This window comes from Mucilaginibacter sp. (genome assembly GCF_028288225.1).
In the GTDB taxonomy this organism is placed as follows: domain Bacteria; phylum Bacteroidota; class Bacteroidia; order Sphingobacteriales; family Sphingobacteriaceae; genus Mucilaginibacter.
This window is the reverse complement of record NZ_JAQBOC010000073.1, coordinates 22789-39239: the sequence shown is the minus strand read 5'-3', so window position 1 is coordinate 39239 and position 16451 is coordinate 22789. Positions and strand designations below refer to the sequence as shown.

Below are 16451 nucleotides of genomic sequence, written 5' to 3'. Positions count from 1 at the left end.
ATAACAACTAACACTCCGGCAGGCTAATAGGAATATTAATGGCCAAACCTCCATCAGAAGTTTCCTTGTATTTTGAGTTCATATCTAGCGCAGTTTGCCACATGGTTTTAACCACGGCATCAAGGCTTACTTTGGCATTGTCGGGGTTGGTTTGGAGGGCAAGCTGAGATGCAGTTATTGCTTTTATTGCTCCCATCGTATTACGCTCAATACAAGGCACCTGCACCAGGCCACCGATTGGATCACAGGTTAAACCTAAATGATGTTCCATTGCAATTTCTGCTGCCATTAACACCTGCCGCTGAGTGCCACCTAAACATTCTGTAAGTGCTGCGGCGGCCATTGCTGATGATACACCTATCTCTGCCTGGCAACCACCCATAGCTGCCGATATAGTGGCGCCCTTTTTAAATATGCTTCCAATCTCAGACGCGGTAAGTAAAAATTGTACTATGCGCTCGTTGGTATATCCATCACAAAAAACAATATAATACTGCAGTACTGCAGGAATTACTCCGGCGGCCCCATTTGTAGGCGCCGTTACAACCCGCCCGAAAGAGGCGTTTTCTTCATTAACAGCCAAAGCAAAGCAGCTTACCCAATCCAATATATTCTGAAAACTGTTACCTGTGCTCCTGATAGCTGTAACCCATTCGTCAAAATTGTTATAGGTTTTGCTGCCTATTAATCTCTTATTCAGGCTGGCCGCGCGCCGGGCTACATTTAAGCCACCAGGCAATGTGCCACGGGTATGGCAGCCGCGATACATACATTCTTTTAACGCATTAAAAATATTATGCAAGCCTTGCAGTGTTTCCTGCTCGCTACGCCAGGCAAGCTCATTTTCCATTACCACCTCTGAGATCTTGAGGCCGGTTTTTATACACCAGTGCAGCAAATTATTGGCGGTTTCAATAGGGAAAGGCAAATCAACTTCTGTTTTATGCTGATCCTCGCCCCCATCTTTAACCACAAACCCGCCGCCTATGGAATAATAGGTTTCGGAGATTGCCGTTCCATTGCTCAAAAATGCCTGGAAGGTAACCGCATTGGGGTGAAATGGCAGGCTTTCATTAAATAAAAAAAGCAGGTCATCTTCTGCAGAAAAATTAACTTCTTTTTTTCCTGCCAATGTAAGTATGTGCGAACTTCTTATCTTATTTGTTTTGGGCCCTACCTGGTCAACCTCAAAAATTACCGGGTCATCGCCGCTTAAACCTAATAATATAGCTATATCGGTACCATGCCCTCTACCCGTTTTAGCTAATGACCCATATAACAGGATCTTTACCTGTTCAACCAATTGTAAAGCATCTTTTTGCTCAAGCGACTGCACAAATTGCTGAGCCGCCCGCCATGGCCCAAGCGTGTGTGAGCTTGATGGACCTATACCTATTTTAAAAATATCGAAAACTGAAATTTGCTCACGTGTCATCATTGCAAACTTAATGATAGTAATAGAAACTTAATAAGTTTCTATTGGCTAAATAATATTATTCCCGCCATATATAACTTTTAAAAAAAATGTATATTTTACAATATATGATCAATTGGCTTGAAATACATATGCTGCCTTGCGGATTTAAGTCGATTTTTGGTATTGATTGTCCCGGGTGTGGTTTTCAGAGATCGGTTATCGCATTATTAAAAGGAAATCTTAATAAAAGTTTAGGACTTTACCCTGCGACAATCCCGCTACTAATAACCTGTATTTTTTTACTCATTAAAACCAAATATCACTTCGATAAAAATGAGATTATAAAGAAATCCTTACTTACAACTGTGGCAATTATAATTTTGGTGAGCTATAGCATTAAGATCTGGGCTGTTTATAAACATCATAGTACTTCCATATGAGCTGCTATATGGCTGTGATCTTTAATAATGGTTTGTAAAAATAACAGGTTATTCATTTTAGGCAGCGGAGTAACCCCTATATATTCCTTTATTTTATCGGCCATAGTGTAAACAATGGCGCTGTTACCCGTTTTAAAGTAATTGCTTATCACTTCGTGTATCAGCTCAACATCGCTGTCCTTTAACTGGCCGGCTTCCATAAATACCGGTTTATAGGTGCTGTCCGTATTTCTATAAATAAGATTGCTGACCTTTGTACGGGGCGAAGTTTTAATTATTGCAGTACCTGCAACCAGGTCGCCTATCCTTTGCCCATTTTCGGTCATAGCTGCCGTAATTAATCCCCCTAATCCTAAAGTTACCCAAATATCAACCATCCTGAACAGCCATCGCAATAAGTATTGGCTTAATTTTGGCCTGGCGCCATCCAGGCTTATTACCCTTATCTTCATCACCAGCTTACCTACACTTTGCCCGTTAAAAAAAACCTCGCAAAACAGATCATAAAAAAGCAGGATTATATAGCAGACCCAGAAATATATCTGCATACCCGTGCCCTTAATGTAAGGGAAAACAATTAACGTAATACACGTTAAAGCCACAAAAATACCCCAATCAATTAAGTAGGCTAAGATCCGCTCACCAAGACCGCCAATTTCATAATCTATATCAATATTCTGGGCGGTGCGTACTGTAATTATTTCCATCTTTAACAAATATAAATTTGTTATTTAAATTTTTGTTGCAGTTTAAAGTTTTGTGTTTACTTTAAACAAAAAATTCAAGGCAAAAATGCGGGAAGCGTTGTTTATTAAACAAAACTCCGAAAGGTGGAAGGGTTATGAGAATTTAAAGGCAATAAGCCCTGATGAGCTTGCTGAATCATTCATAAGCATAACGGACGATCTGGCTTATGCCAAAACATTTTATCCAAAATCAAACACAACTAAATACTTAAACGGGCTTGCCGCTACTTTCCATCAATCAATTTACAAAAATAAAAAAGAGAAAACTGGCCGTTTTACCAGTTTCTGGAAATATGAATTACCATTAATATTTCACAAACATCGTAAACCACTCCTCTGTTCGCTTCTGTTTTTTATTGTGTTTAGCCTGATAGGTGCGCTTTCAGCAAAATATGATAATAGTTTTGTGCGATTGATTATGGGCAATGATTATGTGAACATGACCAATGAAAACATTGCAAAAGGCGATCCATTTGGGGTTTATAAACATGAGAGTGAATTTTGGATGTTTGTTCAAATAGCTTTTAATAACATCAGGGTTGAGCTATTAGTATTTGTCCTGGGAATCTTTTTCTCCGTAGGCAGCATTTACCAGCTAATGAATAATGGGGTTATGATGGGTTCGTTTCAATATTATTTTTTCAGTAAGGGTTTGGGGTGGCAATCAATATTAGTTATATGGCTGCACGGAACATTAGAAATATCGGCTATAATAATAGCTGGCGGAGCCGGGTTAATATTAGGTAATAGCCTCCTTTTTCCAAAAACATACAAAAGGATGGTATCTTTAAAAAATGGAGCAAAGGATGGAATAAAAATAGCCATTGGGATAATTCCTATATTTTTAACAGCGGCATTTTTTGAAGGTTTTGTAACACGCCATACTGAAATGCCCGTGTGGTTAAGCGTTACAATTTTAATATCCTCGCTGATATTTATCATATGGTACGTAATATTATATCCGGCAAACCTAAGTCGTAAATTAAATCACAATAACTTAATTATTAATGAAACAGCCTATTGAATTAAGACGTTTACGTGACTTTGGCCAAATTATTAACGATACCTTCACTTTTTTAAAGGAAAATTTTAAACAACTATTTATTTTCGTCTTAATTATTTGCGGTTTTTTTATAATTCTCGGAACCATTTCCACTGTATTCACCTTAAATAATGCCGGGCACTCCTATACCAGCGATAATTACGAAGAACGCTCCCGTGCCTTAATTTATTTAATAAGCGTATTAACTAATCTATTCATTTTAATATTGGCGCATTTATGTATTTTCCTGGTTACCTTATGTTACGTTTCATTATACATCCAAAAAAATAATTCTGCTGCTACTCTGCCTGAAGTATGGGGATATTTCAGGTATTATTTTTTCAGGGCATTTGGCAGCGGTTTAGTGATAACTATTCTATCGGCCCTTGGCTTTCTTTTTTGTTTGATACCGGGAATATATCTTATGCCTATTTTTTATCTCATAATTCCTATCATAGTTATTGAAAATGCTTCTTTTAGATATGCTTTTAATAAAAGCTTCCGGTTAATTAAAGATAATTGGTGGGTAGTGTTTGGTGTTATTTTTATTATGGGGATAATTGGACTGATGTCAGGCTTGTTTGTAAATATTTCCTTAGAATTTGTACAGGCTGGCGGCAAGCTGTTTCCGCTTAAGCGATTTGCTTTTCCACTAACTATCTTTTTTAGCGCCCTTAAAAATATATTGATGCTTGTAAATATTTTACCTGCCATTGCCATTTCATTATGTTATTTCAGCCTGTCGGAAGAAAAAGATGGAACAGGTCTTTTAGATCGCATTAACCAGATGGGTAAAAATGATAATGACCACCAGGTTTTACCGGCAGAAGAATATTAAACATGAAAAAGTTTATCCCATCATTTTTTCTAACCGCGATGCTTTTGTCGTTCTCATTTACTGCTGCACCTGCAACAGTTAAAAAGATACAGGCCAAAGTGCATACTGATACTTCAAAAATTCAGGTTAAAAAATTTGATGAACAAGCGCTAAAAAGGTTTAAAGCAGATAAGGATTTTAATTACAATAGTACAGCCATAGGCGCAGGCCAGCCCTCATTATGGGACCGGTTTTGGAATTGGCTATGGAACAAAATAACAGCATGGTTTGAAGGAGTGCCATACAGCGGGCAGGTTTTTAAATATCTTTTATTGGCTATGTCTGTTACCCTGGTAATATATGTAATAATTAAGTCTGTAGGGATTGAGCCCGGCAGGTTATGGAGGGGCGAAGCAGCGAAAACAAGCTTGCCCTATAGTGAATCGCTCGAAAATATTCATGAAATAAATTTTGATGCCGAAATTGAAAAAGCCATCGCGCAGCATAATTACCGGCTTGCCGTGCGCCTGCTTTATTTAAAGTGTTTAAAACAGCTGAGCGATGAAAATTTAATAAAATGGCAGATTAATAAAACCAACTCAGCTTATTTATATGAATTAACCAATCCCCGGCAAAAACAAATATTTGGTTTGCTTACCCGGCAGTTTGAATATGTTTGGTATGGCAATTTTGCAATTAGCAAACAGGCATTCGCTAACATCGATCTGCTTTTCCAGGACTTTAAAAAGCAATTGCCATGAAGAGCCTGAAAGTATATCTTATAATTGGAGCAGCACTGCTAACCATTTATATTGTCGCCAAAATTAATCAGCCAAAGGCCATTGACTGGGCCGAAACGCTGAGTAATAAGGATAAAATCCCTTATGGTACCTACATTTTATCAAACCAGTTAAAAGACATTTTTCCGGGCGCCCATATAAGCACCTATCGCCAGCCTGTTTACAATGTAATTGCCGAAGATTCAATTAAGCAAGCCCCTTATATTATTATTTGCCCTGGTGTTGAATTTTCAAAGCCGGACTATACACAACTTATAAAATATATAAAGGAAGGAAATGATATTTTTATAGCAGCAGAATATTACGGAAAGCTACTCGAAAAAAAATTGAGCATTCAAATCAAAGCTGATTTTAAACTTAACAACGCAAATACCGAAGTAAGTTTTCTGAGCCCTTACTTAACCCCCAAAAAACGATTAAGTATTGACAAAGGCGTGGGTGGTTTATACTTTGCCAAATTTGACACCTTACATGCAGTTGTCCTGGGCGAGAATGCCCAACATAAGGCTAACTTTATCAAATATGCCTTCGGCAAAGGCAATTTATATTTGTGTGCTAACCCGAAGTTTTTCAGTAATTACAGCTTGCTTAAAACCGACGGGGCCACATATGCTGCAACAGCTTTATCATTTTTAAAAAGCAGTAAACAAATAATTCTGGATGAATACTATACCCAGGGCGATGAAGGCGACGACTCTCCTATGCGCTTATTTTTAAGCAATCCGGCTTTGCTCTGGGCATATTATATAGCTTTATTTAGTTTGCTGATTTTTGTGTTGTATGAAATTAAACGCCGGCAACGTGTAATCCCCGTAATTGAGCCGCTTAATAACTCCACTTTGGATTTTGTGAACGTTGTGGGCCGGGTATATTACGAAAAACGGAACAATGCCAACATCGCACAAAAAAAAATCCTCTACCTTTTAACATACCTGCGTGATGAACACCAGGTAAAAACCAGCAAGCTTGATGATGAATTTATTGAAAAGCTCACCGGTAAACTAGGGCTTAAAAGCAAATTTGCCAATGAGTTAGTTAACTATATTAAATACATAAGCGTGCAGGAACGTGTTAGCGACAGAGAGCTAATTGAATTAAATAAACTGATAGAAAATTTTTATAACCAAGCCAGGTAATTATGGAAGAGGAAATATTTGAACAAAGAACTGACCTTAGTAAGCTGAATACGGCTGTTGAGCAGATAAAGGTGACACTTTCAAAAATCATTGTCGGTCAGCATGATAGTATCGACCTGCTGATTGCAGGGATACTTGCGGACGGGCATATATTGATTGAAGGAGTGCCGGGCGTGGCCAAAACTTTAACCGCCAAACTTATTGCCAAATCAATTGATGCAAAATATTCAAGGATCCAGTTCACGCCCGACCTGATGCCTTCGGACATTTTGGGAACATCCATTTTTAGTCCGAAAACCACCGAGTTTGAATTTAAGCATGGGCCAATTTTTGGCAATATTATATTGATTGATGAAATTAATCGGGCACCCGCCAAAACGCAGTCGGCCTTGTTTGAGGTAATGGAAGAACGCCAGCTAACTATTGACGGCAAAGCCTATAAAATGGAAGAGCCTTTTATAGTGCTGGCCACGCAAAACCCGGTTGAACACGAGGGTACTTATCGTTTACCGGAAGCACAGCTTGACCGTTTTTTATTTAAGATAGAGATCCCGTATCCAACGCTTGATGAAGAGATAGCAATAATTACACAACAGCATCAGCAAAAAACTGCCGATCAGCTAAGCCATATCAGCCCGGTATTATCCGCACATGATATTGTTTCGCTTCGGGCAATAGTAAAGGGGCTGCATGTTGAAGAAAAATTACTGGTTTATGTTGCTAAAATTATTCACGAGAGCCGTAACAACAAATCATTATACCTGGGCGGGTCGCCTCGTGCATCATTAGCTATAGTAAATGCGGCCAAGGCATTGGCTGCTATAAGGGGCCGCGACTTTGTAACACCTGAAGATATTACCTATGTTGCCATACCCGTTTTAAGGCACCGTATTATGCTTACGCCTGACAAGGAAATGGAAGGCGTTACCCCTGATGATATAGTGGCACAGATTATCCAGAAAATTGAGATACCCAGGTAAGAGATTAGTGATTGGAGGTTAGAGATTAGGGGAAATCCAGGACACTTTCAGCAGAATTTTAAGAGTACTATAAGTGAAGAAAGTTTTTAGATTATTTTATACAGACCTGTTTTTAACCAGCCGCCTTTTTATAGGGCTTGGCTGTTGTGTGGTACTGTTTATGTTTGCTTTCTTTTTCCCATGGTTCGATATAATTCCCGAGCTGGTATTTAATACACTAATATTGCTTACTTTGGCCGATATACTGATGCTATACAGATCGCCCAAAGGTGTATTTGCAAAACGTCATGCTCCTGAACGTTTGAGCAATAGCGATGATAACGAATTAGGCATCTATATAGAAAACTGGTATCCGTTTAATATAAATGTTGGGATTATTGACGAAATACCTTTTCAGTTTCAAAAAAGGGATATTTGGTTTAAAACGTTTTTAAAACCCCGCCAGCGAAAGCTTATAAGTTATACTTTACGCCCTACAAGACGGGGAGAATATGAGTTTGGGTATATCAGGGTATATGTGATGTCGCCATTAGGGCTTGTAAGGCGGCGGTATAATTTTAGCCAGGGTGAAACATTAGCTGTATATCCTTCCTTTTTGCAGATGCGCAAATATGAGCTGATGGCCATATCAAACAACCTGTCAGAGATCGGCATAAAAAAAATAAGGCGGCTGGGCCATAGCCTTGAGTTTGAGCAGGTAAAAAACTATGTACAAGGCGATGATTACCGCACCATAAACTGGAAGGCAACTGCCCGGCAAGGCAACTTAATGACAAACTCATATACTGATGAAAAATCGCAGCATGTGTATTGTGTGATAGATAAATCAAGGGCTATGAAAATGCCTTTTGAAGGATTGAGTCTTTTAGATTATGCAATAAATGCGAGCCTGGTATTATCAAACATAGCTTTGCTTAAAGAAGACAAAGCCGGGCTGATAACCGTGGCTGAAAAAATTGGGGCTGTAATTCCGGCTGAAAGACGTCCCACCCAGATCAATAAGATCCTGGAGGTGTTATACAAAGAGAAAACGCGCTACCTTGAAACCAACCTGGAACTGTTATATGCCACAATTCGCAACATAATTAAACAGCGTAGCCTGGTAGTGTTTTTTACCAATTACGAAAGTATGTCGGCTTTACAACGGCAACTGCCTTTTTTAAAGCGGATTGCCAAATTTCATCTTTTACTGGTAGTGTTTTTTGAAAATACCGAGTTAAAAAAAGTAAGCGAAAGCCCTGCCGGTGATGTTGAGGAGATCTACATAAAAACAATTGCCGAAAAATTCGCCTACGATAAAAAGCTGATAGTAAAAGAGCTGGCAAAACACAATATTCAATCAATTTTAACCTCTCCGCAAAACCTCACAGTTAATACCATTAACAGATATTTGGAGCTAAAAGCAAAGCAAAAGATCTGATTAGCCGGAAATTATATTAGGAGGCTCCTATGGAGCCAGGACTTTGCTTAATTTTTTTTCTATAAACAGGAAGCTCCTATGGAGCTCATGCAATATTTAATAATCTTCCCAGACTCCAGCGGAGCCCCTATTGACCTTGTTTAGTGTTTAGAAGTATAGCTAACGATTTGTTTTGCTGATTAGCCGGGCTTAGGAAAATTGATACCGGCAGCACCAAGGTCCTTAATGATCTTTTCCATCAAGGCTATTTTAACATCCAAAAAGTTGCCCGGTTCAACCCAAACATTTACGGTAATCCTGATGCTATCGCTGTCAAGCCCAATAAGCCCTACCCTTGCCGCCGGTGTTACCAATACATTTTTTGTCGACTTGATGGCTTCCAGCATTACTTTTTTGGCCTTATCAATATCTGCAGCATAAGCTAGTTTCACATCAAAATCCAAACGCCTTTTACCCTCGCGGGTTACGTTCACAATTACTTCGTTAAATAGTTTGCCATTAGGGATAATAACAGTCTTATTATCAGCTGTAAGCAATACGGTGTAGAATATTTGGATAGAGGTTACTCTACCATCCTGTCCTTGCGCTAAAATGCTATCGTCGAGCTCAAAGGGTTTTAATAATAATATTAATACGCCACCGGCAAAGTTTTGGAACGTGCCGGATAAGGCTAAACCGGCTGCAACGCTAAATGCACCTATAATGGTTGTGAATATAGTTAGCTCAAAGCCAATAATATTCATAACTGAAATGATCAATAAGATATATAAGCTGGTAATGCTGAGACTAAGAAAGAAGGGTTGTAATGATGAATGAACTTTGTTTCTGCTCATTCGGTCGCGCAGGCGTGAGCGGATAAACCTGATGAGCCAAAGACCGATTATAAAAACTACAATTCCGAAAATGTAGCTTGGCCCGCGGGTAATGAGCCATTTGTGAAATTCCTGGTAAAATTCTTTTACTTCCATAAGTTGGAAGCAAAGTTAAAAATTTTATTATTTGCCGTAGATAGTTATAAAAAGTTCCGGGCCTTTAAAAAACACCCATTCTACTATTTGGATCTGGATATGCTTTGCTGTTTCTGTTAAATTTTTCATAATATCCGTGTATCTTCAAATGCTGTGCCTAATTGCCTTGCCATCGATTTCTTACACAAAAATACTGCTATTTGTAACCCGAATATTACTTAATCAATCATTTGATTAACAGATGACCACCCGTTTACCTTAAAATGACGAAACAACTCGTTATAAAAACAAACCCCTTGTCTGGTAAAACAGACAGGGGGTTTTGTTTTTAGTATTTAGTCTTAAGTCAGTAGTCGAAAGTTAAATTAAGTACTTTTTGACAACAGACTCAAGACTTTGGACTTTATGGCTTACATCATGCCGCCCATACCGCCGCCACCCATTGGTGGACCGCCAGCAGGAGCATCTTCAGGATCATCAGCCAATACACATTCTGTTGTTAACAACATTGATGCAATTGAAGCTGCGTTCTCTAAAGCTACACGACCTACCTTAGTAGGATCAATAACACCTGCACCAATTAAATTTTCATATTTATCAGTGCGTGCATTGTAACCAAAATCAGCTTTGCCTTCTTTTACTTTCTGCACTACGATAGAACCTTCGATACCTGCGTTTTCGCAGATCTGACGCAATGGCTCTTCAATAGCACGGCGGATGATCTGAATCCCTGTGTTTTCATCATCATTGTCGCCTTTAAGATCTACCAAAGCTTCAACAGCGCGGATGAATGCAACACCACCACCTGCAACTATACCTTCTTCAACAGCCGCACGGGTTGCATGTAAAGCATCGTCAACACGGTCTTTCTTTTCCTTCATCTCAACTTCAGAAGCAGCACCTATATAAAGTACAGCAACACCGCCTGATAATTTGGCTAAACGCTCCTGTAATTTTTCTTTATCATAATCAGAAGTAGTAGTTTCTATTTGAGTTCTGATTTCACCTACTCTGCCTTTAATAGTTTCAGGGTCACCATCGCCATTAATAATTGTTGTATTATCTTTATCAATGGTGATTTTTTCAGCTTTACCTAACATTTCAAGATCGGCGCTTTCTAATTTGTAGCCTCTTTCTTCAGAAATTACAGTACCACCTGTCAAAACAGCAATATCTTCAAGCATTGCTTTACGGCGATCACCAAAACCCGGAGCTTTAACAGCAGCAACTTTCAGCGAACCACGGATCTTATTAACTACTAATGTAGCTAATGCTTCTCCGTCCAAATCTTCAGCAATAATTAAAAGTGGTTTGCCTGTTTGAACTTGTTTTTCAAGTATTGGCAATAATTCTTTCATGGAAGAGATCTTTTTATCATAGATCAGGATATAAGGGCTATCCAGTTCCACTTCCATTTTATCAGCATTGGTTACAAAGTAAGGAGAAAGGTAACCACGGTCAAATTGCATGCCTTCAACAGTTTTTACCTCTGTTTCAGTTCCTTTAGCTTCTTCAACTGTAATTACACCTGAAGTACCAACCTTTTTCATAGCATCAGCAATCATTTCGCCAATAACTTCATCATTATTAGCAGAAATAGATGCTACCTGCTTAATTTTACTGAAGTCATCACCAACATCCTGTTTTTGTGATTTCAGGTTTTCAACAACTACTCTTACAGCTTTGTCAATACCGCGTTTTAAATCCATTGGATTTGCGCCCGCAGCAACGTTTTTAATACCTGCAGTTACAATTGCCTGTGCTAAAACAGTAGCAGTTGTAGTACCATCACCTGCGATATCAGCAGTTTTTGATGCCACTTCTTTTAACATTTGAGCGCCCATATTTTCAATAGGATCTTTCAGCTCAATTTCTTTCGCTACAGTTACGCCATCTTTTGTAATAGCCGGTGAACCGAATTTTTTATCAATAATTACGTGACGACCTTTAGGGCCTAATGTAACTTTAACCGCATTGGCTAAAATATCAACACCCCTTTTCAGAGCATCGCGTGCTTCAACATTATATTTAACTTGTTTTGCCATGTTTTTAGTTTTTTTAGTAATGTACAGAGTTTTTAATTTAACTCAATTTGTTATTAGATAGAGCCTAAAATATCTGATTGTTTCATAATTAAATATTCTTTCCCATCAATAGAAAGTTCCTGACCTGAATACTTTCCGTAATAGATCTGATCTCCGGCTTTATAATTTATTGGGATCAAATTCCCGGTCAAATCAGCATACTTACCAGGGCCTACGGCAACAACTGTTCCTTTTTGCGGTTTTTCCTGCGCTGTTTCAGGTATATAAATCCCTGATGCAGTTTTTGTTTCGGCAGGAGCAGCTTCTACTACTACTCTGTCCTCATTAGGTTTAAAATTTAACGACATAATTATACTTAGTTTGATTTTATAAAAAGTTCTAATATCTACTTGCAATCAACATCAATTATGCCAAGCAGGTTCAAAGTTCAAAATTGGCACATTACCTGTTCAATTGTCACTTTAAAGGATGATGAAGTTTTCCTTATTAATAATAGCTTAACATCATAATGCCATCATGTCAGTATGCTTTCAAATTAAAAAGGCTTCGCCCTGATAGCTATCGGGGCAAAGCCTTTTTAAATATTTTATTTAATTATTTTGTTTTTTTAGTACCTGCTCCAGGGAAAGTAGCCGGGGTACCTTGTTGTACAGGCGTTGGTTTTGAAGCCTTGTCAACCTGCTCTTTTAATTGAGAGTTATCACTTTTTTCGGTTCCGCCTTTTACAGCAACATTAATTGCCATTGACAAAACCATTAAAGAGATGGCAAGGATCCAGGTGCCTTTTTCTAAAAAGTCGCCTGTTTTCTGCACACCCATTAACTGTGATGAACTTGAAAAATTCGAGGATAAACCACCGCCTTTAGGGTTTTGTATCAATACGATTAGCACTAAAAGGACACACACAATGATCGCTATGATCAACAATAATGAATACATTTCTTTTTATATTAATTGGTTTTCTTTTCTAACTGTTCAATCTTTGCAGCAAAGTAACGGCTTTTTTCCGGAAATTTCAACATCAATTTTTTGTAAGATGCAATAGCCTTATGATACAGCATCTGATCTGAATAAATAGCAGCCAGTGTTTCGGATACTAACTCATCCCTATCTTCCGAGCTTTTTTTGGCTTTATTTTCGTTATCCAGCTTATCACTGCTTTGCGGCTTTATCTGTGGTTCTTCCTGTATAAAGCGCTCAATAATAACATGCTCTTTACTTTTTGGATCAAATCCTGACGGAGCATGCGGCGGCACAGGAACGCTCTTGTCAAGTTCTTCGACCGAGGTAATATGAAAAATATTTTCATAATACTGCTGCTGCAATTCGTCTGTACCTGGTCTTGACCTGTTAACAGGCATCTCCTCTTTATCCGGTACTATATAAGGCTGGTACACACCGGAATGTTCCTTTCGTGTTTTATCAAGCCACCACAAAAAGCTGTAAGGCATCTTTTCATCGTGATATTTTGATACATCCTGCTGTTCAGTATCGTCAGCCTGTTCGTTTACAGGTTCAAGAGTTGGAGTTGATGTTGAAGGTTCATTTACAGCCTCAGATTCCTTGTGTTCTCCAAAAGCACGGTCAAACGTAAAAAAGTCTGTAGCCGCTATATTTCCTGGCACATCAGGTTCAACATCTATATTTTCAATCCCGGTGATCTCTTCGAAGGTTTCGTCATCTATATTGTGCTGGTTGCTTTCAGTGTCAACTTCCAGCGGATAAGTTTCATCTGTGTAATCGACTATTTCTTCCTGCTTGTGTTCAGGTTCAGCAACATAATTCTTTTCAACAGTAATATGATTGGTTGATACCGGCTCTTCATTATAAGTATGGTCCTCCAGTTCCGTAACTTCTTTATATTCACTGGTAACAGTATCATCAATAAATACAGGCTGTTCAGTGGCTACCGGCATTACGCCAGGCTCCTCAACTGCAGTATTTTCAATTGGCTGTTCAGCAGGTGTCTCACTTTGAGCTTCTTCTACTATCTCATCATGTGTACCAGCAGTTTCCTGTGTTATTTCTGCTGATGAGGGTTCAGCTGCAATGCTGTCCGCAACTTCTGCATCAGGTGGTAACCTCTGGCCCATCCCAAATGCATAATTTATAACAGGTTCTGCAACAGGACTATTGTTAATTTCGTCTTTTATTTGTGAGGTTAATCTTTCATACGTTTCTTCTGTATGGTCTGCAACAGGCTCTTCAACATGCGGAACTTCTGATTCCGGAATTACAGTTTCAAGGGTTATTTCCACCGGGGCAGTAATATGTTCTTCTGCAACATGATTTTCAACCGGCTCTTCAAACGGGATAGTATTTAATAATCCAGAGCCTGCTTCTGTAATATGATGCTCATCGGCTACATCCTTGCCAAATTCATTCCCGGCTGCCGGCTGAGAATCAGTAGTTAGTGTAGCTTCATTTTCAGTTTCAACCGCTGTATGATCGCTGAAATAGTTTTCACCGCCATACGTATCGGTGGTTTGATGCTGATAAGCTGCAGACGGGATGTTATTTTGAACAATAATTTTTTCGTCAGATACACCAGTAAGCGATGATGGCGCATTGATAAGTTTATACAGGGATCTTGCATTAAAGTAAACAGATGCCTGTTTTAAGTTCTTTTCGTCGCTTGAATGCGCCAGTAATGCTTGTAAAATACCACTTTGCGGAAAATCATTAACCAGTCGCTGTAAATTATAATTATACAAATGTGCATCATTAGCAGGATTGTCCAGCAATGCCCATAAAAATTCGTTCTGACTATTATTGTTATTTTGATCCACGTTGTTGAAAGCTACGAATTAATCCCAATTTGCAAAAGCCTTGTTAAAAATATCTTCGGTTAATTGCTTATTAATATCTGCTATTAATGATTGCTCCACAGCAGAAATAGAACCTTTAAAATCTTTATATTTCGAAAATGGTTGTTCAAAACTAAGCTTTTTATCTGCATCAAACACATATTTTACATTTACTGTAATGGTTAAACGGGTTTGATCCGCTATCGGCGCCGTTGTATTGTTTGTGGCCTGCACTGATACGGGCGCGATATTATAATCAGTAATTGTGCCAGACATTACTGCATCGGCCTCACCGCTTACAATACTTAAACTTGTTGTGTTCCTGATCCGGTTTTTTAATGCTTCGGTAAATTGCTGGCTTAAGCTATTTACAACCAATGGGGCAGTATTCTCAAAAAATTCAACCCTTATGGTTTTCAAATTTGGCGGAATTGAAGCCCCGGTTAAACTCAGCTTATAAGTGCATCCCTGTAAAACCCAAATTAAACCAACAAGTGTTATTGCTAACCCCTTTATTCTCCTCATTTAATTATAAATTTAATTCTTTTATTTTCCTGTACAAAGTCCTTTCTGAAATCCCCAGCTCATTGGCTGCCAGCTTGCGCTTGCCTTTATGCTTCTTCAATGCTTTCCTTATCAGGTCCGATTCTTTATCTATCAGCGAAAGTGATTCTTCCACCTCCTCGGCATCCTGAGTTATGTTATAAGGATTAGCATTATTGCTATTGTTATTATTGCTATTAACGGGTTGTTGTAAAGTAAATTGCGCTTCGGGACCGTTAGGCAATTCAATATCCCGGTACAACTGATTTATAGTTTGTGAATGATTGGCATGATTGATAGAAATGCCGCCATGCTCAATAATATCGGCCACCAGTTTTTTTAATTCAACCATATCGCGCTTCATATCAAACAGCACTTTGTACAAAATATCACGTTCAGAAAAATCTTCTTTTTGCTGATTCTCAACGCGCATCGGCAAATTCCTGCCGCCCATTTCAAGCGGAATGTAGGTAAGCAATGTTTGCGCTGTAATAATGCGGTCGCGTTCAAGCACTGCTAATTGCTCGGCCATGTTTTTTAGCTGGCGCACATTACCCGGCCACGAATAATTGATCAATACCTGTTGTGCCTCTTCATCCAGTTGGATAGGCGGAGTGCGGTATTTATCGGTAAAATCAGAAGTAAATTTCCTGAACAATAAATAAATATCTTCTTTTCTATCTCTTAAAGGAGGAATGCGGAGTGGCACCGTGTTTAAACGATAATACAGATCTTCCCTGAACTTACCATTTTTAACAGCATCATAAACATCAACATTGGTAGCGGCTATTACGCGTACATTTGTTTTTTCAACTTTTGATGATCCTACCTTTATATATTGTCCCGATTCCAGCACTCTTAATAAACGGGCCTGCGTGCCCAGCGGCATTTCGGCAATTTCGTCTAAAAATATAGTGCCACCGTTTACGGTTTCAAAGTAACCTTTACGCTCACCCACGGCACCCGTGTAAGCACCTTTTTCGTGACCAAATAATTCCGAGTCAATAGTCCCTTCAGGAATAGCGCCACAATTCACCGCGATAAACGGCCCATGCTTACGCGGACTCATTTGATGTATAATATGTGAAAACACTTCCTTTCCACTGCCACTCTCGCCGGTTATCAATACAGATATATCTGTTGGTGCAACCTGGTTGGCTATATTTATGGCCCTGTTTAATAGTGGCGAGTTGCCAATAATTCCAAAGCGCTGTTTAATTTCTTGAATTTCCATGTTGTTAAGATTCAAGAATCAAGAAGTCAAGAGCCAGGAAGAAAATATGATAAAAA

Annotated in this window: 16 protein-coding genes; 7 read left to right on the top strand and 9 right to left on the bottom strand. The window is 38.8% G+C overall.

Features of this window, described 5'->3' with window-relative positions; translation table 11 throughout:
- Positions 1-7: 7 nt before the first annotated feature.
- Complete coding sequence (locus JWQ54_RS21395) at positions 8-1435, bottom strand: L-serine ammonia-lyase (RefSeq protein ID WP_299589194.1); 1428 nt, start codon at positions 1433-1435, stop codon at positions 8-10.
- 89 nt (positions 1436-1524) lie between these two features.
- On the opposite strand from JWQ54_RS21395, the gene JWQ54_RS29235 reads away from it, so the two are divergent.
- Positions 1525-1857, top strand: a complete 333-nt coding sequence (locus JWQ54_RS29235; protein ID WP_367187127.1) for a DUF2752 domain-containing protein — start codon at positions 1525-1527, stop codon at positions 1855-1857.
- Here the strand turns inward: JWQ54_RS29235 and JWQ54_RS21390 are convergent.
- Entirely contained in the window at positions 1839-2564 is a 726-nt protein-coding gene (locus JWQ54_RS21390) for an RDD family protein (protein WP_299589129.1), read from the bottom strand. The two genes, JWQ54_RS29235 and JWQ54_RS21390, sit on opposite strands and share 19 nt — an antisense overlap.
- A gap of 52 nt (positions 2565-2616) precedes the next feature.
- Between JWQ54_RS21390 and JWQ54_RS21385 the strand changes: the two genes are divergently transcribed.
- From JWQ54_RS21385 to JWQ54_RS21360, 6 genes are all read left to right on the top strand, one after another.
- Positions 2617-3627, top strand: a complete 1011-nt coding sequence (locus JWQ54_RS21385) for a stage II sporulation protein M (protein ID WP_367187126.1) — start codon at positions 2617-2619, stop codon at positions 3625-3627.
- Entirely contained in the window at positions 3611-4483 is an 873-nt protein-coding gene (locus JWQ54_RS21380) for a hypothetical protein (protein WP_299589127.1), read from the top strand. Before JWQ54_RS21385 ends, JWQ54_RS21380 begins: the two co-directional genes overlap by 17 nt.
- A gap of 2 nt (positions 4484-4485) precedes the next feature.
- Entirely contained in the window at positions 4486-5223 is a 738-nt protein-coding gene (locus JWQ54_RS21375) for a DUF4129 domain-containing protein (protein ID WP_299589124.1), read from the top strand.
- Positions 5220-6398: a DUF4350 domain-containing protein gene (locus JWQ54_RS21370; RefSeq protein WP_299589121.1), complete on the top strand. Its 1179-nt coding sequence runs from the start codon at positions 5220-5222 to the stop codon at positions 6396-6398. The genes JWQ54_RS21375 and JWQ54_RS21370 overlap by 4 nt, the downstream gene beginning before the upstream one ends.
- A 2-nt stretch (positions 6399-6400) precedes the next feature.
- Positions 6401-7378 (top strand): MoxR family ATPase, encoded by a 978-nt coding sequence (locus JWQ54_RS21365; RefSeq protein ID WP_299589118.1) that lies wholly within the window; start codon positions 6401-6403, stop codon positions 7376-7378.
- 73 nt (positions 7379-7451) lie between these two features.
- A complete protein-coding gene (locus JWQ54_RS21360; protein WP_299589117.1) occupies positions 7452-8798 on the top strand; it encodes a DUF58 domain-containing protein in 1347 nt (448 codons plus the stop codon).
- Between the two features lie 179 nt (positions 8799-8977).
- Here the strand turns inward: JWQ54_RS21360 and JWQ54_RS21355 are convergent, their stop codons facing one another.
- The 7 genes from JWQ54_RS21355 to JWQ54_RS21325 all read right to left on the bottom strand — a co-directional run bounded on the left by JWQ54_RS21355 (position 8978) and on the right by JWQ54_RS21325 (position 16395).
- Positions 8978-9766 carry a mechanosensitive ion channel domain-containing protein gene (locus JWQ54_RS21355; protein ID WP_299589115.1) on the bottom strand — a complete coding sequence of 263 codons (789 nt, stop codon included), beginning with the start codon at positions 9764-9766 and terminating at the stop codon, positions 8978-8980.
- A gap of 410 nt (positions 9767-10176) precedes the next feature.
- A complete protein-coding gene (groL, locus tag JWQ54_RS21350; RefSeq protein WP_299589112.1) occupies positions 10177-11811 on the bottom strand; it encodes a chaperonin GroEL in 1635 nt (544 codons plus the stop codon).
- A gap of 53 nt (positions 11812-11864) precedes the next feature.
- Positions 11865-12158, bottom strand: a complete 294-nt coding sequence (locus JWQ54_RS21345; protein WP_299589109.1) for a co-chaperone GroES — start codon at positions 12156-12158, stop codon at positions 11865-11867.
- A 247-nt stretch (positions 12159-12405) separates the two neighbouring features.
- A complete protein-coding gene (secG, locus tag JWQ54_RS21340) occupies positions 12406-12750 on the bottom strand; it encodes a preprotein translocase subunit SecG (protein ID WP_299589106.1) in 345 nt (114 codons plus the stop codon).
- Positions 12751-12761: 11 nt separating this feature from the next.
- A complete protein-coding gene (locus tag JWQ54_RS21335) occupies positions 12762-14600 on the bottom strand; it encodes a hypothetical protein (RefSeq protein ID WP_299589103.1) in 1839 nt (612 codons plus the stop codon).
- An 18-nt stretch (positions 14601-14618) separates the two neighbouring features.
- Positions 14619-15143 carry an LptE family protein gene (locus JWQ54_RS21330; protein WP_299589100.1) on the bottom strand — a complete coding sequence of 175 codons (525 nt, stop codon included), beginning with the start codon at positions 15141-15143 and terminating at the stop codon, positions 14619-14621.
- A 4-nt stretch (positions 15144-15147) separates the two neighbouring features.
- The gene (locus JWQ54_RS21325; protein ID WP_299589097.1) at positions 15148-16395 is read right to left on the bottom strand and encodes a sigma-54-dependent Fis family transcriptional regulator; all 1248 of its coding nucleotides are present in this window, start codon (positions 16393-16395) and stop codon (positions 15148-15150) included.
- Positions 16396-16451: the final 56 nt, after the last annotated feature.

Coding starts and splice junctions, on each gene's coding strand:
- JWQ54_RS21325 (WP_299589097.1), bottom strand. CDS start 16,395: ATGGAAATTCAAGAAATTAAACAGCGCTTTGGAATTATTGGCAACTCG.
- JWQ54_RS21345 (WP_299589109.1), bottom strand. CDS start 12,158: ATGTCGTTAAATTTTAAACCTAATGAGGACAGAGTAGTAGTAGAAGCT.
- groL (WP_299589112.1), bottom strand. CDS start 11,811: ATGGCAAAACAAGTTAAATATAATGTTGAAGCACGCGATGCTCTGAAA.
- JWQ54_RS21355 (WP_299589115.1), bottom strand. CDS start 9,766: ATGGAAGTAAAAGAATTTTACCAGGAATTTCACAAATGGCTCATTACC.
- secG (WP_299589106.1), bottom strand. CDS start 12,750: ATGTATTCATTATTGTTGATCATAGCGATCATTGTGTGTGTCCTTTTA.
- JWQ54_RS21370 (WP_299589121.1), top strand. CDS start 5,220: ATGAAGAGCCTGAAAGTATATCTTATAATTGGAGCAGCACTGCTAACC.
- JWQ54_RS21375 (WP_299589124.1), top strand. CDS start 4,486: ATGAAAAAGTTTATCCCATCATTTTTTCTAACCGCGATGCTTTTGTCG.
- JWQ54_RS29235 (WP_367187127.1), top strand. CDS start 1,525: ATGTATATTTTACAATATATGATCAATTGGCTTGAAATACATATGCTG.
- JWQ54_RS21390 (WP_299589129.1), bottom strand. CDS start 2,564: ATGGAAATAATTACAGTACGCACCGCCCAGAATATTGATATAGATTAT.
- JWQ54_RS21395 (WP_299589194.1), bottom strand. CDS start 1,435: ATGACACGTGAGCAAATTTCAGTTTTCGATATTTTTAAAATAGGTATA.
- JWQ54_RS21380 (WP_299589127.1), top strand. CDS start 3,611: ATGAAACAGCCTATTGAATTAAGACGTTTACGTGACTTTGGCCAAATT.
- JWQ54_RS21365 (WP_299589118.1), top strand. CDS start 6,401: ATGGAAGAGGAAATATTTGAACAAAGAACTGACCTTAGTAAGCTGAAT.
- JWQ54_RS21330 (WP_299589100.1), bottom strand. CDS start 15,143: ATGAGGAGAATAAAGGGGTTAGCAATAACACTTGTTGGTTTAATTTGG.